The organism is Streptomyces sp. NRRL WC-3618, from assembly GCF_001280005.1.
In the GTDB taxonomy this organism is placed as follows: Bacteria; Actinomycetota; Actinomycetes; order Streptomycetales; family Streptomycetaceae; genus Streptomyces.
The window spans coordinates 1-20,681 of sequence record NZ_LGDW01000468.1; the positions used below are offsets into that span (position 1 = coordinate 1).

General features: G+C 68.7%; 13 protein-coding genes. 6 read left to right on the forward strand and 7 right to left on the reverse strand.

The window, feature by feature from the left end; genetic code table 11:
• Positions 1 to 2,099, forward strand: a 2,099-nt coding sequence (locus ADL01_RS35000; protein WP_053746087.1) for an HAD-IC family P-type ATPase, incomplete at its 5' end; no start/stop codon positions are given.
• Positions 2,100 to 2,105: 6 nt separating this feature from the next.
• Here the strand turns inward: ADL01_RS35000 and ADL01_RS35005 are convergent.
• The 4 genes from ADL01_RS35005 to ADL01_RS43040 all read right to left on the reverse strand — a co-directional run bounded on the left by ADL01_RS35005 (position 2,106) and on the right by ADL01_RS43040 (position 6,520).
• Positions 2,106 to 3,041 carry a hypothetical protein gene (locus ADL01_RS35005; RefSeq protein ID WP_053746088.1) on the reverse strand — a complete coding sequence of 312 codons (936 nt, stop codon included), beginning with the start codon at positions 3,039 to 3,041 and terminating at the stop codon, positions 2,106 to 2,108.
• Positions 3,042 to 3,209: 168 nt separating this feature from the next.
• Positions 3,210 to 4,145 (reverse strand): hypothetical protein, encoded by a 936-nt coding sequence (locus tag ADL01_RS35010; protein WP_324614650.1) that lies wholly within the window; start codon positions 4,143 to 4,145, stop codon positions 3,210 to 3,212.
• 187 nt (positions 4,146 to 4,332) lie between these two features.
• Positions 4,333 to 5,898, reverse strand: a complete 1,566-nt coding sequence (locus ADL01_RS35015) for an FG-GAP-like repeat-containing protein (protein WP_078960935.1) — start codon at positions 5,896 to 5,898, stop codon at positions 4,333 to 4,335.
• 142 nt (positions 5,899 to 6,040) lie between these two features.
• Positions 6,041 to 6,520, reverse strand: coding sequence for a hypothetical protein (locus ADL01_RS43040; protein ID WP_063783626.1), 480 nt, complete (start codon positions 6,518 to 6,520; stop codon positions 6,041 to 6,043).
• Positions 6,521 to 7,172: 652 nt separating this feature from the next.
• Here ADL01_RS43040 and ADL01_RS35025 point away from each other — a divergent pair.
• Together ADL01_RS35025 and ADL01_RS35030 are read left to right on the forward strand one after the other, a co-directional pair.
• Complete coding sequence (locus ADL01_RS35025) at positions 7,173 to 11,060, forward strand: polymorphic toxin-type HINT domain-containing protein (RefSeq protein WP_053746091.1); 3,888 nt, start codon at positions 7,173 to 7,175, stop codon at positions 11,058 to 11,060.
• Between the two features lie 6 nt (positions 11,061 to 11,066).
• A complete protein-coding gene (locus tag ADL01_RS35030) occupies positions 11,067 to 11,357 on the forward strand; it encodes a barstar family protein (protein ID WP_053746092.1) in 291 nt (96 codons plus the stop codon).
• 397 nt (positions 11,358 to 11,754) lie between these two features.
• Here ADL01_RS35030 and ADL01_RS35035 read toward each other — a convergent pair whose 3' ends face one another.
• Both ADL01_RS35035 and ADL01_RS35040 read right to left on the reverse strand, forming a co-directional pair.
• Positions 11,755 to 12,555 (reverse strand): hypothetical protein, encoded by an 801-nt coding sequence (locus ADL01_RS35035; protein ID WP_053746093.1) that lies wholly within the window; start codon positions 12,553 to 12,555, stop codon positions 11,755 to 11,757.
• 239 nt (positions 12,556 to 12,794) lie between these two features.
• On the reverse strand, positions 12,795 to 15,947 hold the full coding sequence (locus ADL01_RS35040) for a sacsin N-terminal ATP-binding-like domain-containing protein (protein ID WP_053746094.1): 3,153 nt from the start codon (positions 15,945 to 15,947) through the stop codon (positions 12,795 to 12,797).
• A 209-nt stretch (positions 15,948 to 16,156) separates the two neighbouring features.
• On the opposite strand from ADL01_RS35040, the gene ADL01_RS35045 reads away from it, so the two are divergent.
• The gene (locus ADL01_RS35045) at positions 16,157 to 17,044 is read left to right on the forward strand and encodes a prohibitin family protein (protein ID WP_053746095.1); all 888 of its coding nucleotides are present in this window, start codon (positions 16,157 to 16,159) and stop codon (positions 17,042 to 17,044) included.
• A gap of 104 nt (positions 17,045 to 17,148) precedes the next feature.
• Here the strand turns inward: ADL01_RS35045 and ADL01_RS35050 are convergent, their stop codons facing one another.
• Positions 17,149 to 18,111 (reverse strand): DUF3027 domain-containing protein, encoded by a 963-nt coding sequence (locus tag ADL01_RS35050; protein WP_053746096.1) that lies wholly within the window; start codon positions 18,109 to 18,111, stop codon positions 17,149 to 17,151.
• Positions 18,112 to 18,652: 541 nt separating this feature from the next.
• Here ADL01_RS35050 and ADL01_RS35055 point away from each other — a divergent pair.
• Together ADL01_RS35055 and ADL01_RS35060 are read left to right on the forward strand one after the other, a co-directional pair.
• Positions 18,653 to 20,104: an MFS transporter gene (locus ADL01_RS35055; RefSeq protein WP_199835006.1), complete on the forward strand. Its 1,452-nt coding sequence runs from the start codon at positions 18,653 to 18,655 to the stop codon at positions 20,102 to 20,104.
• A 96-nt stretch (positions 20,105 to 20,200) separates the two neighbouring features.
• Positions 20,201 to 20,680, forward strand: a complete 480-nt coding sequence (locus ADL01_RS35060) for a hypothetical protein (RefSeq protein WP_053746098.1) — start codon at positions 20,201 to 20,203, stop codon at positions 20,678 to 20,680.
• The last annotated feature ends 1 nt before the right edge of the window (position 20,681 follow it).

Below are 20,681 nucleotides of genomic sequence, written 5' to 3' on the forward strand. Positions count from 1 at the left end.
AGTGGCGGGCGAAGAAAACCCTCGATTCCCTGGCCGTGATCGGCGAAGCCAGACCCACGGTCCGCCGCGACGGAGTCGCCGCCGAGGTGAGCACCTCCGACCTCGTCCTCGGCGACGTCATCGAGATCGGCCCCGGCGACAAGATCGCCGTGGACGGCGAGTGCGTGGAGGCCGACGGCCTGGAGATCGACGAGTCGCTGCTCACCGGCGAGGCCGACCCCGTCGTCAAGCGGCCCGGCGACCAGGTCATGTCGGGCAGTTTCGTCGTCGCGGGCGGGGGCGCCTTCACGGCGACGAAGGTCGGCCGTGAAGCGTACGCGGCCCAGCTCGCCGAAGAGGCCTCCCGTTTCACCCTCGTCCACTCGGAACTCCGTACCGGGATCTCGACGATCCTCAAGTACGTGACCTGGATGATGGTCCCGGCCGCGATCGGCCTGTGCATCACGCAACTGGTCGTCAAGAACCACGGTTTGAAGGACTCGGTGGCCCGTACGGTCGGCGGCATCATCCCGATGGTCCCGGAGGGCCTCGTCCTGCTCACGTCCGTCGCCTTCGCGATCGGTGTCATCCGGCTCGGCCGGAAGGACTGCCTCGTCCAGGAGCTGCCGGCGATCGAGGGCCTCGCCCGCGTCGACACGGTCTGCCTGGACAAGACGGGCACGCTGACCGAGGGCGGCATGGACGTGACCGAGCTGCGCTCCCTGGGCGACAGCGACGAGACGTACGTACGGCGTGTCCTGGGCGCCCTCGGCGAGTCCGACCCCCGCCCGAACGCCTCCCTCCAGGCCGTCATCGACGCCTACCCGGACAGCGAGGACTGGCGCTGCACCGAGGCGTTGCCGTTTTCCTCGGCGCGCAAGTACAGCGGCGCGACGTTCAGCGAGGGCAACGGGGAGACGAGCACCTGGCTGCTGGGCGCCCCGGACGTCCTCCTGCCCTCCCAGGACCCCGCCCTCGCCGAGACGGACCGCCTGAACCAGGCCGGCCTGCGCGTCCTCCTCCTCACCCGCACCACCCGCGAACTCGACCACCCCGAGGTGGCCACCGGCACCACCCCCACCGCCCTGGTCGTCCTGGAGCAGCGCCTGCGCCCCGACGCGGCGGACACGCTCCGCTACTTCGCCGAGCAGGACGTCGACGCGAAGGTCATCTCGGGCGACAACGCGGTGTCGGTGGGCGCGGTGGCGGGCAAACTGGGCCTGACCGGCACCACCCTGGACGCCCGCCAACTACCAACCGCCACAAACGAGTTGGCGTCAGCACTCGACGAGGGCACGGTCTTCGGCCGGGTCACCCCGCAGCAGAAGCGGGACATGGTGGGCGCGTTGCAGTCACGCGGGCACACGGTGGCGATGACGGGCGACGGCGTGAACGACGTACTGGCCCTGAAGGACGCCGACATCGGCGTGGCCATGGGTTCGGGCTCGGAGGCGACACGGGCCGTGGCGCAGATCGTCCTGCTCAACAACAGCTTCGCGACGCTGCCCTCGGTGGTGGCGGAGGGCCGCAGGGTCATCGGCAACATCACCCGCGTGGCGACCCTGTTCCTGGTCAAGACGGTCTACTCGGTACTGCTGGCCGTCCTGGTGGTGTGCTGGCGGGTCGAATACCCCTTCCTGCCCCGCCACTTGACCCTGCTCTCCACGCTGACGATCGGCATCCCGGCGTTCTTCCTGGCCCTGGCCCCCAACAAGGAACGCGCGAAACCCCACTTCGTACGCCGGGTGATGCGCTACTCGATCCCGGGCGGCGTACTGGCGGCCGTGGCAACCTTCGCGACGTACCTGATAGCTCGTCACTACTACACAGGAGCAGGCGCGTTGGACGCGGAGACGAGCGCGGCGACCCTCACCCTGTTCCTGATCTCCATGTGGGTACTGGCGATCATCGCCCGCCCCTACACATGGTGGCGGATCGCCCTGGTCGCGTCGATGGGCGCGGGATTCCTGGTGGTCCTGGTCGTACCGTCGCTCCAGAGGTTCTTCGCGCTGAAGCTGGTGGGCGCGACGATGCCATGGATCGCTGTCGCCATCGCGGCGGTGGCGGCGGCCACCCTGGAGCTCCTGTGGAGGTGGGTGGACCGCCGCTTCCCGGCGTAAAGCGGTCTACCGCACGTCGATGAAGTCGGGCGCGGCGTACGCGTCCGAGGTGGTCGTCGTGGTGGCGGAGACGTACCGGAAGAACCCGTCGACGGTCGCCTTGACGGTCGTCCTCAGGTCACCGTTGGCCGCCGTCCGGATGGTCTTGACGGTGGTGTAAGTGTTCGTGCCGCCCTTCCGGAACTGCAGCTTCACCGCCTGGTTCCCGTACCCGGTGTAGTTGGCCCCGTCCCAGTTGGCCCGGGTCAGCCGACCGGTGACGGTGATGGTCGCGTCCTTGCGAACGGGCTCCGGCGAGGCGTTGAGGGTCAGCTTGGCGAGACGGCGCACGGTGGTGGTGCCGAGGTCCATCTGCTGGGCGACGCCGATCTTGGAGGGGTCGATGGTCGGGCCATCGAGGACCTGGCCGTTGAGGGCGATGGCTGCCGCACCGCCCGTCCAGACCTTCCCGGCGTCGGCGACGGTCAGGTCACCCTCCGCGGGGTAGATGTCGATGCCGGCCTTGCAGTTGGCGACCGTCGTCGACGTGGCGGTGCAGGTGGCGGGCTTCTCTGCGAGGAGCACTCCGCTCACGTCGGGCGCTTCGGGGCCGGATCCCCGGTAGAGAACGGGGACGCTCACGAAGTCGGAGGCCTTGATGTTGACCTCGGTGCCGTGGGTCAGCTTGTAGGTGATCGGCACGACGAGGTGGCCGGTGGCGCCGACGGTGATCGACTTGGCGACCTTGAAGTCAGAGAAGGTGACGTTCAGCTTGTACGGCTCGCCACCCTCGACGGGCGACGTGACGAACGCGGTCTTGCCGCCCCCGAGCAGCTTCGCGATGTTCGCGCGGTAGTTGGAGTCACCGCCGGAGGCGTGAACGTCGGCCTGCGCGGCCGGCACAGCGAGAGCGGAGAGGGCCAGGGCGCCGGAAACGGCGGCCACGGTGGCACGTATACGCATGCGTGTTCCCCACATGGAGAAGGGACCCGACGGCGATCGTCCGCACGACGCGCACTCACCTCGGGACCCAAGTGATCGTGGAGCCTGTTGACCCCCATGATCAGATTCACGGGGGGAGCGGTTGGTTGTGCGACGGGGACGTGTTTTTGCACACCCCTTACGCAGCGGTCACTTCACGTCGATGAAGTCGGGCGCGGCGTACGCGTCCGAGGTGGTCGTCGTAGTGGCGGACACGTACCGGAAGAACCCGTCAACGGTCGCCTTGACGGTCGTCTTCAGGTCCCCGTTGGCCGCCGTCCTGATGGTTTTGACGGTGGTGTAGGTGTTGGTGCCGTTCTTACGGAACTGCAGCTTCACCGCCTGATTGCCGTACCCGGCGTACTTGGCACCCTCCCAACCGGCCCGGGTCAACCGACCGGTGACGGTGATGGTCGCGCCCTTCCTGACCGGCTCCGGCGAGGCATCGACGCTCAGCTTGGCGAGGCGCAGGACGCTGGGTCCGGCGATGCCGTCTTTCTCGACGGCCCCGGTCCTGGTCACGTCGTAGTCGTCGCTGCCAGGGTCCTGGCCGTTCAGTTCCCTCGCGTACGCGTACGCCTTCCACTTTCCGGCGGTCGCGTCGAACAGATCCCGCGCCGGATGGAGCACGATGGACTGGGTGCAGTGGGCGACGGTCGGCGAGGCGGCCGTGCAGTGGGCCCAGTCGTCGCCGTACAGCCCGGCTTCGGAGTTGACGTACGAGCCGCCGTAGTACAGCTCGACGTCGGTGAAGAAGTCCTCGGCGGCGATGTCGACGTCGGCGCCGTGGGTCAGTGTGTAGGTGATCGGCACGGTCAGCGCGCCGGTGGTGCCGGCCACGATCGGCTTGCCTTTGTTGATCGTGATGTTGGAGAAGGAGACGTCCAGCGGATACGGCTTGTCGCCATCGGCCAGCGCGACCGGCACAAGGACGGCGGAGAGGACCAGGGCGCCGGAGAGAGCGGCCAGCGTGGCACCTATGCGCATGCGTTTCCTCACGTCGAGAAGGGGCGCCCGACGGTGGTCGTCCTCGTGGCTCGTCATCGCGTCGGGGCCCAAGTGATCGCGGAGTCTGGTGACTCGCATGCTCAGATTAGTGACGCGTGGGAACGGCTGTACGGGCGTTACTGACTTCGGTCCCGTTTCACGCATGGCGTCCGTCACCGGCGCTGCTCAGTCCGTGGTCTGTCCCGTACAGAACAGCGTTCCGTACGGGACAACCGGGACACCCGGGACAACGACGAGTCGAGCTTTCGTGATCGGCTTCGGCTACTTACACAGCCGGCCACATGGTTCGGCTCGCGGCCAGTCCGCCCTTGCCGTCGCCCGCGTAGAAGCGCAGGTCGCCAGCCGTACGCATAGCGGCGATGTCGGCCTTGCCGTCACCGTTGAAGTCGCCGGCCTGGAAGGGGCGTTGGCTGGTCCAGGTCTTGTCGGGCCACATGGAGCGGGCCTTGTCGAAGGAGCCGTCGGCCTTGCCCGGGTAGAGGTGCAACGCGCCGTCGGTGGCTACGGCGGCGATGTCGTCGAAGCCGTCGCCATTGAAGTCAGCCGTGGCGATGTGCCTCTTCTTCCAGGTCTTGTCGGGCCACATCGACTGCTTCTGGTTGACGAGCACGCCATCAACGTCCCTCTTGTACGTGTAGAGAGACCCATCGGGCCACTGGAACAACAGTGTGTCGAGTCCCGAAGTACCGACCTTGAGAGCAGCGGCAGGCAGCGGGTTCTTCCATGTGACGTCCGTCCAGAGACGCGTAACTCGCCACGCGTTGAGCCACCACGGGCGCATCAGAAGTAGGTCACCGTCCTTGTCCACCGCGACCACTTCGGGCCCATCCGCTTCCCTGAAGTCCCCCGCAATAAGTTGCTTTGGCATGGTCCCAGACACAACATTCATGAAGATCCCGTACTCAAGCGTGCCGTCCGGGCGGCTGTAAAAGATCTCCACTCTGCCACCCGCCAAGAGGGTCGCGATGTCCGTCCTGCCGTCGCCGTTGAAGTCAGCCGCCGTCATCACGTCAGTGACGTGCGTCTTCCGGGATGTCAGGCGGACCTGTCGCACCCAGCCCGCGATGTCGTCGACACGTGTGGCGAGGGCCCCGGTACGGGTCTCGTCGGAGTTGAAGCAGCCCCCGTCCCAGGCCGCGATGACCACCCCGACCACCCTGTCGTCGCGCAGCACCGGGGCACCGGAGTCGCCCTTGCAGAGTGAGGCTCCATCGGATGCCGCTGGTGAGATATCGAGCGTGGCCGCGTTCACAGCGCCCACGGCAAAGGTGCCTTTGTGCGCACGTCCGGGGACCCATTCGTCCTTCGTGCGCCCGAAGCCGACAGCCCGCAACTGGTCGCCCTGGTTCGGTAGATCGAGGCCGACGTCAGCCGTGGCAACACCCGGGAAAGGCCCGTCGAGGGGGTCCTGGACCGTGGTCGCGTCGCCGATGCGAGCCATGACAAGGTCTCGATCCGGGTACGGGACCAGCTCCAGGACTTTCTGTTTGGCAATCTGCGCGGCCGTGGGGCGAGCGCCGCCGAGGGTCACCATGGTGGTCTCGGCCGGCTTTCCCGCGATGATCTTGAAGCCTTGGCGCGGGTCGGCCGCAAAACAGCTGGCGGCGGTGAGCACCCACTGTTGGTCGACTAGCGTGCCGGAGCAACTCCGCTCCCTGTCGGTACCGGTCCCGATGTAGAGCTTGACGACGAACTGGTCTTCGGTGGTGTCGACTTGGCCGCCCGTCGCGGACTGGGCCGACGGAGCTACCAATAGGCCAGTCGTGAGACCAGCTGCCAAGAATCCAGCAGTCCAGACCGTGCGCGTCCTGCGCGGGCGGGCATTTATCACGTTTCCCTCGAATCACAAAGTGTGTTCTGCGCGTGCAGAGGAACCTGCCGATCAGGTGCGTCATGCGGCGCGCGACGACGGCCGGACACCAGGAGGCCTGCGGCCGTCCACCCACCCGCACCGGCCCCGCGCAGGACTCGGCTCAACCAGTTACTCGCAGCTCAACGAGCACCGACCGGGCCCCCCCGGCGGCGGCTTCCCCGACGGACATGCTCTTGTCCTTGGCCACGTCCACGGTCGTGGTCACACCGTTGGCCGTGAGGTCGGCGCTGATCGGGTGATCCGCGGTCTGCACCATGAAGACCCTGGGCAGTTCCAGTGTGAGACTGCCGGTCTTGCCGAGAGCCTTGAAGCAGTAGGTTCCCTCGCGACCGACGGAACTGTCCGCAACGGTCAGAACTCGGATCTGCTCGGCAGCCTGATCGCAATCGGCCAGCAAGATGCGGCCATCACCCTTCTTCAGCTTGATTCCCTTTTCAGCCAGGATTCGATCGGCCGCAGGGTAATTGAAATCCTCGATCGCCGCAGGCGGGGCCGCAAAAGGCGGCGGCTGAGGCGGATTGTCGGCGGAAGCAATGGAAACACCTGCCAGAACGGCAAGGAACCCCAAGGATCCTGACATGGCGAAACTCCGGGCACGAGAAATCAATTGAAAACCCCCTCGGGCACAGGTCTCCCCACGAAAAGACCTTGCCAAGATGCAATGAAGTAGCAAATTACCCACGCGAGTACAGAGACGCGGCCTCCGACGCCATCGCAGTGATCCCAGGGGAAGAAGGGCCAGGTCAGGGCACCATCTTGATGAAAAACCACACCCGGTCAAGCAAAGCGAACGCAAAGACAAGACACACCGTAACTACAGATTCAGCGGTCGTCAACACGTTTCCTTCACGCACACCAACGAAGTGGCCCCCCTCACGCGGAAGCCTCCCTTCAAGGGAACCTAAAACACCTAAATCGACCATTCCAGCCAGTCCGCCTGACTACACATCCAACGATCAGGTATCTCACTCGAACGCTGAGATTGTTGAGGTTATGCTCTCCCCTCCACTATTCGAAGATACATACTTGGAGGCGTCACCGATGACCGAGACAGGTACACAGTGAATCGAAGAACTGACCAGTTCGACACTGCCGGTAAAGCGGTACACCTGATACGCAGAGCCGCGTTGGGTTTGCTTCCTCTGGCGCTCAGCGCCAACCTGCTGAGCTCAACACCCTCCGTAGCCGTGGAGCTGCCTACGGGGGCAGGGGAATCCGTCACCGCGTCGGAGGTGACTTCAACCGACCGCAACATGGTCGTCGGCTACTGGCAAGGCGGTGGGCCCATCGTCAAGGAGGCGGCCCAGGCCGCCCTGACCGGCAGCAACGCCGATGTGGCCGCCTTCCTCGGGGTCGCGGACGACCTGACCTTCCAGGACCAGCGGGTGACCGCGGCCCGGATCGCCTCGGTGGGCGGTCCTGAGCTGCTGAACGCAGCTCGCACAGCCCTGTTCGGAACCCCTGACCAACTACGCGACTTCCTCGACGACGGCTGGATAGCTCCGATGGAGCAGGACAACCGGGTCCGAGTCGCCCAGATCATGGGTGTGAGTGGACCCAATGTCCAGGACGCCGGTCGCGCCGCACTCAACGGCACACCCGACGACGTCCGGAAATTCCTCCGCGAAGTCCAGTACAAGCAGCGCGAGCAGGACGAGCGGGTTCAGGTCGCCCAGCTCATGGGCGCGGGCGGCACCAACGTGCAGCTCGCCGGGCGCCTCGCGCTGAACGGCAACGCCGCCGACATCCGGGAGTTCCTGGAGGTCGGCCAGTACCTCGCGCTCGCGAAGGACCAGGAGCACGCGACCGTCGCCCAGCTCGCCCAGCACGCGAAGGAAGCCGGCAGGCTGGCCGCCAGGGAGACCGCGGCGGCGAAGGCGGAGTCCGCCAAGGCCGTCCAGGCTTCGCAGCTCGCCAAGGAAGCCGCGCTGAAAGCCGCCACCGAGGCCAAGGCGGCCAAGGGCGACACCACCAAGGCTGCGAGCGCCGCAGGTCGAGCCGCTACGGCGGCAACCCAGGCCGCCGCATCCGCACAGACGGCCATCGACGCGTCCCGTGCCGCGAACAGCTCGGCGCGTATTGCCGCGAACGCTGCCTCCCAGGCAGCCGCAGCTGCGGCCGGCGCCGCCCAGGCAGCGTCCAGGGCCCGTAACGCCGCCGCCGATGCGGCGGTCGACGCGGACAACGCGCAGGCCGCGAGGCAGGCCGCCGAGAACGCCCGTACAGCCGCGAAGGGCGCAGGTCTCGCCGCCGATGCCGCCGACCAGGCAGCCATCGCCGCCGACGAGGCAGGCAACGCGGCCCACTCCGCCGCGAGCGCGGGCGCCAACGCACAGCTCGCCGCCGACGCTGCCGTCGAGGCCAGCAGTTACGCGGGCCAGTCCAGCGCAGCCGCAGCAGAGGCGCGTGCCGCCGCCGCGTCCACCCGGCGTCACGCCGCTGAGGCAAGGCGTGCCGCTGCAGCCGCCGAGGTCCTGGCAGCCAAGGCCGCCAAGGCGGCCCGCGAGGCGGGCGTAGCCGCCAGGTCTGCGGCCACGCACGCGAACAACGCGGCCACGTTCGCCGACGAGGCGGCCAGGGACGCGGGCAACGCCTCCAAGGCCGCAGGCCGTTCGACGAGCCATGCCGGCGCGGCCACCGCCGCCGCGAACGTGGCCACCGCCGCCGTGAACAAGGCCCAGGACATCTACAAGATCGCCCGCGAGGTCGAGGCCGAGGAACTGCTCGGCCGGACCAACGCGGGCATCGAGCGCGCTCGGGACCATCGGGCGGAGGCCGACGCACGTACGGCCGGACAGACCGCCCTGGAGCAGGCGGCCAAGGACCGGGAAGCCGAGCGCAACCGGCTGGTGGCCGAGGCCGCGAAGTCCGGGGCCGATCTCTCCGCCATCGCTACCCAGGGCCGCAAACTGGCCGTCCTGGTGATGCAGAACGGCACCGCCTGGGGACGGGCCGCCGCCGAGGACGCACTCACCGGTAGCGACGAGGTCGTCGTCGACTACCTGCGCAACGGCTGGCGGACCGCCAAGGAGGGCGACGACCGCTTCTACGTCGAGCGCCTCGCGGAGGAAAGCGAGGACAAGGAGGTACGGGACGCCGCGGAGGCTGCCCTCGACGGCAACGCCGCCGCCGTCACCGAGTTCATCGACAACGGCCAGTACAAGGTCGCCGCACAGAGCATGCGCGTCGCGATCGCCCGGGTCGTCTCCGCCACCGGCCCCATCCTCACCGAGGCCGGGATCGCTGCCCTCAACTCGGACGACCCCAAGAAGTTCAGCAAGTTCCTGACCAGGACACAGTTCACCGCGCGGACCCAGGACGAGCGGGTCAGAGCGGCGCAACTGTTCGACACCGGCAGCCCGGAGGTGAAGTCGGCTGCCCGGATCGCCCTGGAGGGCTCCCCTCAGTCGCTGCACGCCTTCATCGTCTCCGGCCAGTACCAGGCTCAGCGCAAGGACTACTTGGCCGCCACTCACGTGGCCCAGGTCCAGAAGATGATCGCGGACGCGGCGAAGGCCGCTGCCACCGCACAGCAGAACGCCGCGACCGCCCAGAAGGTAGCAGCCACAGCCCGTAAAGCGGCGGCCGAGGCTACCGAGTGGGCGAAGAAGGCAAGCGACTCCGCGACCAAGGCCAAGGGCTACGCCACCGAGGCCGTCCAGCACGCCAAGGCCGCCGAGGCCTCTGCGGCGAGCGCCGCCGCATCCGCGAGGACGGCCCGGAACGCTGCCAACAGCGCCGACGCAGCCGCCGGCGACGCCGCTCGTTCAGCAGCCGACGCCACGCTCTCCTCGGAGATGGCCCAAGCCAGCGCGTCCACGGCATGGCGCTACGCCGACGAGGCAAAAACGTCGGCAATCGACGCGGGCAAGGACGCCGACGCCGCGCTCAAGGCGGCCACCGAAGCGTTCACGATCTCGGTGAAAAAGTACCGGGAGGAGGAAGAGGCCCGCCGTAAGGCCGCTGTCGAAGCCAAGGAGAAGGCCAAGAACGATGAGGGGGCGCGTGCCCGCGCGATGTACCGGTGCCAGCAGGGCTACATCCCCTGCGACCCGGAGGGCTTCGCCCGCTGGTGCCAGCAGAGTGAGACCTACTGCGACATCCTGGCCAACGGCGAAGAGTTCGGCGCCGCCATGAAAGATCTGTGGGATGGCACCAAAGAACTCGCCGGCCTCGGAGAATATGAAGCCTGCCTGCAGAAGAAGGACTTCGAGCACTGCAGCAGCCTCGCGGTGGACGTCCTCATCAGCGCCAAACTCAAGGCCCTGGAAAAGGCATACGACAAGCTGAAGCTGCTGAAGCGAATCTGCACCAAATGCTTCCCACCGGGCACCAAGGTCCTCATGGGGGATGGCTCCAGGAAGAACATCCAACACGTCCGTCCTGGTGATCGTGTACTGGCCACTGACCCGGTCTCCGGGCGGACAGCCGTCAGTGAGGTGACCCGTCAGATCGTCACCAGGGACGATAAGGCATTCGTCGAGTTGACGATCGCCACCCGCTTCGGCCTTGAGAAGCTCACCGCGACCAGCGAGCACCCGTTCTGGAGCCCATCTCAGCAGAACTGGATCGAGGCTGGCGGGCTGACTCCGGGCACGACCCTTCTAAGCATCGACAAGTCCACGGTCCAGGTTCAGGCGAACCGCTCCTTCACCCAACGGCAGACCACCTACAACCTCGCCATCGCGGACATCCACACGTACTACGTGCTGGCCGGCCAGACTCCGGTCCTCGTGCATAACTCCACATGTACTCGGTACGGTGGGGTTCTTGGAGCTGCGGAGGCAGCAAATCCGTTGGTTGAAAGTCTCGGTGCGACGGGGAAGCTGCCCAGCAACTACGTAACAAAGGCGCAAGCTGCTGCTGCCGGCTGGGAGCCGGGAAAGGCGTTGGGAAATAAAATACCCGGCGCTCAGATCGGCGGAGATATATTCGAGAATACTGACGGTTTCCTGCCCCCCTCTGCAGGGCGGATCTGGTACGAGGCAGATATAGGGATCAACAACATGATGAAGCGGTCAAAGCAGCCGGGAACTCGGTTGGTCTTTTCGAACGATGGGCTCGCCTACGTGACCAACGACCACTACAAGAGCTTCCATCAGCTACCTAACTGGAAGTGAGAAATCATGAGGATCGAAATCGATGGCGCGACGATTCATTCCGAGAATGATCTGCATGAGCTCTTGTCGCAAATTCTGGACTTCGGCCCACACTATGGGGCCAATCTGAGCGCCCTGTGGGATCGGCTCTCGACGGACGTAGAGCGACCCGTCGAAATCGTCTGGAGAGAATCAGCGCTCAGCAGAACGGTGCTCGGTGAAAGCGAATTTGAAAAAATTCGCGACCTCCTCCTCCGCGTCCAGTCGCAGGATCAATCCTTCGGATTGTCCGATCGCTTCTCGGTGACGTTCGAATAGTAGGTTCGGAGCCCCGCCGAACTTCGGACCTTGTGGGGCTCGCCGCTTCCTGACAACACTTCAGCTGCTACAGCACGGGCTGGCTCACAGACTCCTGCTGGTGTCGCTCGTCCTGCTGGATCGGGCAGGGGCCACGATTCTCTTGAGACCGGAACACGAGGACGCCTTCGGAGAGGAAAAGGTGACCCTCGCGCGGGCGATGGCAACGCTGTAGGACGTGGCAACAAAGGTTGGCCCCGCCGGAATCTCTTCCGTCGGGGCCAACGTGGTTCCCCTATATTGTCAGGACGCCCAGGTTCCGCGCCTGCGGCCTGCGCCAAAGTAACCGGCTGCCACCCTGGCCGGCGGCACCCACTTCTCCGTAAACGAACCTTGCGGAACCTGCGACCCGCCCCGCCTACTTCACGTCGACGTAGTCACCGGCCGCCGTGACAGGCGCGGTTGTGGTCGACCCCGCGAAGGCGTAGCGGTACGTGCCGTCGACCGATGCCGTGACTGTGGTCTTCAGCGCGCCGGCGGCACCCGCCCTGATCGTCTTGACGGTGGTGAAGGCCGTGGTGCCCTTCTTCTGGAACTGGAGCGCCACCGGGGCGTTGACGTAGCCCTCGTACTTGTGGGTCTTCCAGTTGGCGCGGGTCAGGGCGCCCTTGACCGTGATGGTCGCGCCCGCCGCGACCGGCTCCGGGGTGGCGTCGGTGGTGGACAGCTTCGAGTGGAACTGGATCTGGGCGATGCCGAGGTCGCCCTGGCTCTTGAGGTCGTCCCTGTCCGTGACGGCGATGGCGCCCACGTTCCACTTACGCGCGTCGGTGTTGAAGAGCCTGTCTTCGCCACTGGTGCGCAGGTTGATGACACCCTTGCAGCTGGCGACGGTCGACGAAGTAGCCGTGCAGGTGCCCGAATCGTCGGCGTGGAGGCGGACCTTCTCCAGATCCAGGTCGGCGAACCTACCGACGTAGAGGAACGGAAGGGTGGCGAGCCTGCCCGGGCGGATGTCGAGACCCCTGGCGTGCTTGAACGTGTACATCACCGGCACGGAGGTGGTCCCCGAGGCGCGGGCGACGATCGGCTTGCCCTTGTTGACCGTCACCTTGGTGAAGGTGAGGTCGGGCGCCGCGGCGGCGTGCGCGGCAGGCACAGCAAGGGCGGAGAGGGCCAGGGCGCCGGTGACGGCGGCCACAGTGGCACGTATGCGCATGCGTTTCCCCAAGTGGAGAAAGGGGGCCCGGCGGTGCTGGGCCGCACGGAGTCCATCCGTGCGGCTCGCGGCGCACCAGGGCCCGAGTGATCGTAGGAGTCTGTTGACTCGATCGATCAGATCCGTGACAGGTGGGGATGGTTGTACGGAAGTGGCGGAATGTTGCGGAGGGCACGAGGATTTTGTGCTCGCATTACCGTTCCTGTGCGGCGTCGGCGAGCACATCCCCACCCCTCGCCTCAGTCGAACCACCGATCCCGAGCCAGCTCCGTAGTCCTCGACGGATCCTCCATCAGCGCCGCCACCTCGAACCGGCGCGGCCACTGGCCGGCCGCCCAGGCGAGGCCCGCCGCGACGCCCTCCAGGGTGGCGGCGTGTACGACACCGTCCCTGGTCCTGCGCCAGTCCAGTTCCACGCCGTCGACGACGAGTTCCTCGTGCTCGACGTACGTCGCCGGTGTCCCCGGACCGAGCAGTACGCGTACCGACTCCGGTACGTCGTGCTCCGAGCCCTCCGACGTCACCTCGCCCGTCACCGACTCGCTCAGCCTCCGCACCTGGAACAGTTCCGCCAACTCGGCGGCCCTCGCCGGGCGTACGGGGAGCAGCGGCACGCCCGAGGTGAAGGGCAGCAGGTCGGGTGAGTCGACCACCACGGCGTCCGCCGCGTCCACCACTTCCACGTGCCCGTCGACCACGGCCCGCAAGTCGTCGGGCAGCGTGACCTGTTCCGGATCGAGGTCGGCCAACGCGCCGTACAGGGCGTGCAGTTGGGCGCCGCTCACCTCCCTGTCGGGGTCGGCGAGGCGGTCCAGCAGTTCGGCGGCGCCGCCCGGCTCGTCGAGGAGGGCGGCCACCGACGTCCGTACGCCCAGCGCCCGCAGCACCTGCTCGTCGTCGAACCCGGTGGCGTCGGCCTCCTCGTACAGGCCACGCAGGAGCGGGTCGCCGCCGGCTGCCAGGAGACCGGCGGGTCGGCGCCCGTCCAGCACCGGGTTTCCGCGCAACCACCAAGCGGTGTACGGCCGTACGAGTTCGTGCGTGCCATCGGGCAGCAGGACGCGCACCGGCTGGACGATCGCGTCCCGCAGCGGCGGCTGGGCGAGGAGGGCGAGGGCCTGGGGCCAGCGGTCGTCATCGACGAGGTCGAGGTCGCGTACGGCGACCAGCTCCGTGGCGACCGGGGGCACGGGCGAGTCGGGGAAGCGGTCGAGGATGTCCTCGCTCCACACGTCCACGGCGTCGAGCAAGCCCGGGTCGTCGGGCTCGGCGAAGTCGCTGTCCCGGGGCTCCAGTTCGTCCGGGTCGAGGACGACGTCGGTGGCGCGGACCAAGGCGAAGTTCGCCAGGACTCCGCACGCGGCCAGCGGCTGCTCGCCCCACCTCTCAGCCAACTCAGCGTCCACCGAGGCCAGTTCGCCCTCCCTGATCACCTGGGCGAACGCGCTGCCGGGGAGGACCAGTTCACCGGCGGGGGCCAACTCGCCTTCCTCGTCGGGCAGGGCGAGGGCGCCGAGCCACGGCTCGTCGCCGGGTTCGAGGCCCGCGTCCCGTACGAGGGCGAGGACCGTGTCGGCCAACTCCTCCGCGTCGGGGACGTCTTCGTCGTCCCACGACATGCTGCGGGCGTCCTCGTCGAGGGACGCGGCGACGGCGGCCCGTACCTGCGGGGTGGTGAGGACGGCTCGCGGGGTGGCCGGGAGGGCGCCGAGCTTCTCCAGGAGGGGGTGGGCGGCGTCCGGGTGGGCGACCTTGAGGCCGAGGCGGGCGAGCGTCTCGGGGGCGGCGGCCCCCACCTCGCCGCCGGTGGGCAGCAGTACCTGCCGGGGCCCGATGGTCGTACGGCCGTCGGCGAGCGGCACGGGCAGCCCGCTCAGCCGGTCGGGGTCGACGCCGGCCAGGCTGTCGTACAGCCGGTGCCACCACTCGGGCGCCTTCTCCAGGCCGGCGAGCCGGTCGACGGCCTCGGTCAGCGGGACCCGGGCAACCCCCAACGTCCGCAGTTCCACCCGGCGTTCGAGCCCGGCGGGCAGCAGCGTGGGCAGCACCTCGGCGAGTACGCGGACCGTCTCGGCCCCGGCGCCCTCGACGACCTCCGCGTCCCGGGGACGCAGGGCGAAGGGCAGTTCGTCATCGTCGCCCGGGTCGAGCGCGGGCGGGAGGAAGGCGGTGCGCGGCAGCCGTTCGAGGATCGCCTGACGCAACTGGCCGTCCAGCTCGCTCCTGCCCAGCGGGCCGGGCACCAGCGCGATGATGCCCTCCCCCACCGGGTGCCAGTCGGCGAGGAGTTCGGTGTACGCGTCGGCGGCACGCTGCACCAGGAAGTCGGTGAGCGGACCCGGCGCGGCATGCCTGCGGGCGGTGTCCAGCGGGAGCGAGGCGATGAGCAGCGCCGGTACGCCCAGCGGTTCGTCGCTCGGTGTGGGCGCGTGCACGACGGGACTGGTCCGGGGCGGCACGGGAGCCCCGTCCGCGTCGACGGGCACGGCCCAGGTGACCGACCAGTGCGGACGCAGCCGCTCCTCGACCGGCCGCCCGGCCAGCAGGGCGGCGTCCAGGGGGCCGTGCGCGGAGACGGTGCGCCAACGGCTCGTACCGTCCCGGGAGTCCTCCACGAGGGTGAGGGCGCCGTCGGTGCGGCGGCTGAGGGTACGCGTCTGCTCCCCCACCTCGATGACGACCTCTTCCAGGCCGGGCAGCGTCAGCAGCAGCGCGTCGTCGACGCCGCTCAGCAGCCGTTCCGCGAGATCCTCGGCGGCGGTGTCGCGCAGCGGGAGGATCACGGCGGTGTCGTACGGCGCCGGAGCGGTGCCCTCGGCGGCGAACGGCAGCCGGAGCAGCGGCACATGGCCGTCGCGGCGCCGGACCTCGTCACCGAGCCCGGGGCTGTGCCGGGCGGTCTCGGCGGCCAGCTCGCGGGCCTCCGCGAGCGCCCACCGCACACCCCCGTGCCGTCCGACGACGGCGGGCTCGTCACTGACGGCGAGTACGGCGGCGAAGCCGACCCCGAACCGTCCGACGGCGCCCGTCTCCTTGCCGTCCTGGCCACCGTCCTGGACGTCCCGCTTCGCGGAGGCGCGCAGCGTGGAGAGGGACTCGACACCGGTGGCGTCCAGCGGGGCGCCGGTGTTGGCGGCGACGAGGACGCCCTCGCGGAGAGTGAGCCGGAATCTGCCCGGCACCCCGGCCCGCGCGGCGGCGTCGGCGGCGTTCTGGGCGAGCTCGACGACGAGCCGGTCCCGGTAGCCGCCGAGGACGAGATCCTCCTCGGCGTTGGCATCCTCACGGAACCGGGCGGGGCTGGTGGCCCACGCGTCCAGAACACCCCGGCGCAGACGGGCCGTACCGAAAGGGTCCGCGCCCTCAGCTGCCGGTCGCACGAACTTGCTCACGTTGACTCTCCTCATCGGCGTGAGCAAGAAGGTACCGCGCGCCGGACAGGGCGCCCGCCCACCGTCCCGGTCGGCCCCGGGGACCGCGTAGGTGCCAGGGGACGGAAGTCATGAAACCGGCGCCCCTTACCATTCCCTCCGGATCACGCCCAAGGCGGCGCCGGTCCGTGAACCAGGCACCGGGTGCCTGTTCCTCAGGGGGGATCTCCATGTTCGTGTTGTCCATACTGCTGCTCATAGCGGCGGTCGTGCTCTTTTTCGTCGGTCGTGGCCGGGAGGTCGGCGGCTGGAAGATCGGGGCGGTGCTGAGTGCCGTCGCCGCCGTGCTCGCCGGTGTCTTCGCGTGCGTCCATGTAGTGAGCGCCTACGAGGTCGGGGTACCGGTGACCTTCGGCAAGATCGGGAAACCGATGACCTCCGGCGTCCAGTTCGAGTCGCCGTTCACCGACGTCACGTCCTTCTCCACCCGTCCCGTGGATCTCGACCTCTACGACAAGGACGTGGTCGAGGTCCGCTCGGCGCAGGGCGGGGTGCTGTACGCGGACATCACCATCAAGTGGGCCGTGATCCCGGCCAAGGCGGTCGAGCTGTACCGGCTGGCGGGCAGTGAGGAGGCCGTCCAGGAGCGGCTGGTGCTGCCCGACAGCCGCGAGATCATCCGTAACGTCTTCGCGAAGCACACCAGCGAGGAGGGTTACGCCACCGCCCGCGAGAAGATCGGCGCGGAGATCGCCACGCTCATCAAGGCACGCCTGGCACCGCGCGGGATCGACGTCACCAATGTGAATCTGCGCAACGTGAAGCCGTCGGAGAAGCTGCAGGACCAGATCGACAAGAAGATCCAGCAGGAGCAGGACACCGAGCGGGCCGTCGAGGCGTCGCGTACGGCGAAGGCGGAGTCCGAGCGCAGGCGGATCGAGGCGGAGGGCATCGCCCGCGCCAACGAGATCCTCGCGAAGTCGCTGAGCGACAAGGTGCTGTACAACCAGTGCCTGGAGGCTTACCGGGAGGCCGCCAAGGCCCATCCGGTGTACGCGGTGCCGTGTGGCACGGATGCGAAGGGGACGCCGGTGATTGTGGACGGCAGCAAGAACTGACGGGAGTTCGTCTGCCGCAGGTCGGTGGGGGCTGGTCGCGCAGTTCCCCGCGCCCCTGGAGGGGCGCCGGGGCCGCGCCCCAGCCCCCACCCCACTCCCTACGCCTACGAGTGTCCGAGTTCCGCCGCGTCCTCGTCCGCCCCACCCACCGAGACCGAGCCGGAGTCCGACGCGGGTCGCAGCGGGAACGGGTCCACCTTCGTCTCGTCGATCACCGGCGGCGGCGGAACCGGCGGCGTCGGCATCACCGCTGCCTCCGAGTGGCCACCACAGCCGTACGCCAGGGACACCACACGCCCGTCCGCCGGGGCGAACTCGTTCGTGCACACGCCGAACGCCTGCCCGAGCGACCCTCCGATCGCCACCAGGAACCCGCAGCTCACGCACGTCGCCGGCGCGGCCTGGGCCATGGGCGTGTTGGAGCCGTAGGCGTCCTCCCAGCGGTCGGCGGCGGTGTGGAGGCCGTACCGGGACAGGACGCGCGCCCGGCGCATACCCAGTTCCTCCGCGACCGCCGCGATCGAACCGCGGGCCGGTACGACCGTGAAGTCGGACGGTGAACCCGCCGTGATGTCCGCGTCCTCGGCGTCCGCCAGATCCGCCGCCAGTTCCACCGAGGCGGAAACCGCCGCGGACCGGGCCGACGCGAGCACCGAGTTCGGCAGGGGCTCGTCCTCGCCCGAGTAGCCCGGCTCCAGACGCAGATCCTCCGCGTCCGTCGGGAGCAGGTCCCCGGGGCCCATGTCCCCGGGGCGCAGCCGTTCGCTCCACGGCACCCATTCCGGTGCCTGGAGGGCGTCGGGGCCGGGGAGGAGGACCACCTCGTCCAGGGTGACCAGTTTGGCCCGGGACGCCCGGGCGACCGTCACCGCCCAGCGCCAGCCCCGGTAGCCGAACTCCTTGCACTCGAAGAAGTGCGTGACGACCCGGTCCCCTTCGGAGATCAGGCCCGCGTGTTCGCCCACCACTCCCGGTGCCGCCGCCTCCTCCGCCGCCGAAAGGGCGAGGTCGACGGCCTCGGCGCACAGGCGGTCGGGGGTGCGGCTTCGCGTTGTCGCTGCGCTCACAGGTATCGCTTCTCTCCTACGCCGTCTCACGAGTGCGCCCGTCCCGACGGGGTGCGAACGGTTGCGAACGGAGCGGACCAGAGGGCCGCGTCAACGTTCGCGCCCGATCACGCTCGGGCGCACCTACGTCATCCATTCTGCGGGATGCCCGAGAGGCGCGCGGCCGAGAACAACCGCCACTGCGCGCTACGCACGCTACCTTCTCCAGCGCCCGGGGCCCACACCGACGGGACGGTTCTGGCTGACCGACATCGAACCGTGGCAACTCCGACGCCCCTTCCACTCGCCTCTCACCCCACTCTTCCCAGCTCCGGATGGCCGGAAAACACCCCACATGAACCGTCCGAGAGACGCGCCAGGAGGCCTCGCGGTAGGCCTGGTAGGCCTCGCGGTACTCGCAGAAAAAGTCGGCGCCCCTTCCCGCTGTTCTTCCCCCTTCCCTTCCTCCTCCCTCTCCCTTCCTCCTCCCTCCCCCACCCCACTCGGCCCCATACGCGCGGCAACCGCGCTAGGTACGCCTTTTCCGGGGCACTATGGCGGGGTGGCAAGCGAGAGGTCGCCCCACGGCGCCACCGGAATCGGCGGGGCCGAGGGGAGCAACCGGAGCGGCACCGGCACCCGGAGCGGCCGGCGTGGCGTACGGAACCGGGTGAACGGGTCCGTACGCGCGGTCGGTCGCGCCCTGCACTTCCCGGTGACCGGCACGGCCCGGGGCATCCGCAAGGCGACCCACGCGCACGGGGCCGGGGAGTCCGGGCTCGGCAAACTCATCGAACTGCACGCGGTGAACGGCGCCGGCGACGTCATGATCACCATCGCCCTCGCCTCCACCGTCTTCTTCTCCGTCCCCACCGACGAGGCACGCGGGCGCGTGGCCATCTATCTCGGCATCACCATGGCGCCCTTCACCCTCCTCGCCCCCGTCATCGGCCCCCTCCTCGACCGCCTCCCGCACGGCCGCCGCGCCGCGATGGCCGGCGCGATGATCGCCCGCGCCTTCCTCGCCCTGCTGCTCGCCGCCGCGGTCGCCACCGGCAGCATCGAGCTGTACCCGGCCGCGCTGGGCGTCCTGGTCGCCTCGAAGGCGTACGGCGTGGTCCGCAGCGCCGTGGTGCCCCGCCTCCTGCCACCCGGCTTCTCGCTGGTCAAGGCCAATTCGCGGGTCACCCTGAGCGGCCTGCTCGCCACCGGTGTCGCGGCCCCCATAGGCGCGGGACTCCAGGCCCTCGGTCCGCGGTTTCCGCTCTACGGCGCCTTCGTGATCTTCATCGCGGGTACGTTCCTGTCCTTCTCGCTGCCGCCCAAGGTGGACTCCGCCAAGGGCGAGGACACCGCCCTGCTGGCGGCGGACGCGGACCATCTGCACGGCCCGCACCTGCACCCGGTCAAGCGCCCGGGACTGCGCACCGTCGGTACGGCCGTCACCCACGCCCTCGCCGCCAACGCGTCCCTGCGCTGCCTCTCCGGCTTCCTGACCTTCTTCCTCGCCTTCCTGCTCCGTGAGCATCCACTGACCGGTCAGAGCGCCGCCTGGTCGCTCGGCATGGTCGCCGTCTCGGCGGGCGCCGGCAACGCGCTCGGTACGGCGGTCGGGGCGGCCGTGAAGAAACGCGCGCCGGAGCTGATCGTCGTGACGGTCGTCGCCGCTGTCCTCGGCGCGACGATCGTCGCCGCGCTCTTCTTCGGGGCCGCCATGGTGGCCTGCCTGGTCGCGGTCGCCGGGTTCTGCCAGGCCCTCGCCAAGCTGTCCCTGGACGCGCTGATCCAGCGGGACGTCCCCGAACTCGTCCGCTCCTCCGCGTTCGCGCGCTCGGAGACGCTGCTCCAGGTGGCCTGGGTGCTCGGGGGCGCGATCGGTATCGCGCTGCCGCTGGTCGGCGAGCTGGGGCTCGCGGTGGCCGCCGCGATCGTCGCCGCGGGCTGGTTGACCACCGTCAAGGGCCTGATCGGCTCGGCCCGCCACGGGGGCCGCGCCAACCCCCGGGTCGCCTGACGCCCCCTCCCCGGGGGCCCGGGACACCACTACCGGCGCCCGGCACGCCGTACCCACGTGACAACCCTGCCGCGGGTGCCGGATAGCCTTCAGCCCATGACCTCGTTGCGTTCCGCTTCCAGTGCGCGCCGTCGCCGCGCTGTTGCCGCCGTCGGCGCCGTTGGTGCCGGACTGCTCGCCCTGTCCGCCTGCGACAAGCCGACGCCGATCTCCACGATCACCGTCGGCCGTTCCTCGGTGAACTCGGAGGCCTCCTGCTACGACGACGGCAAGGAGCTGAAGACCGCCGACGTGGCCAAGTGCCTCAAGGACTCGGACATCAAGAGCATCAAGGTCGACCCGGACGAGACCGTGCGCTTCGGTGTCGACCCGGAGATCGCCGACAAGGGCTGGACGATCCTGCTGAACGGTCAGCCGCTGACCGACTCCAGCAGCAAGACGTACCGCGCGATCCCGGGCAGCGTGTTCTTCAACGCCCAGTACGGCGCTCAGGGCAACTCGACGCTCGTCTCCATCAAGGAGGGCGACAAGACGGTCAACGGCCTCTGGTCGTTCAAGCTGAAGAAGGACTCCTGAC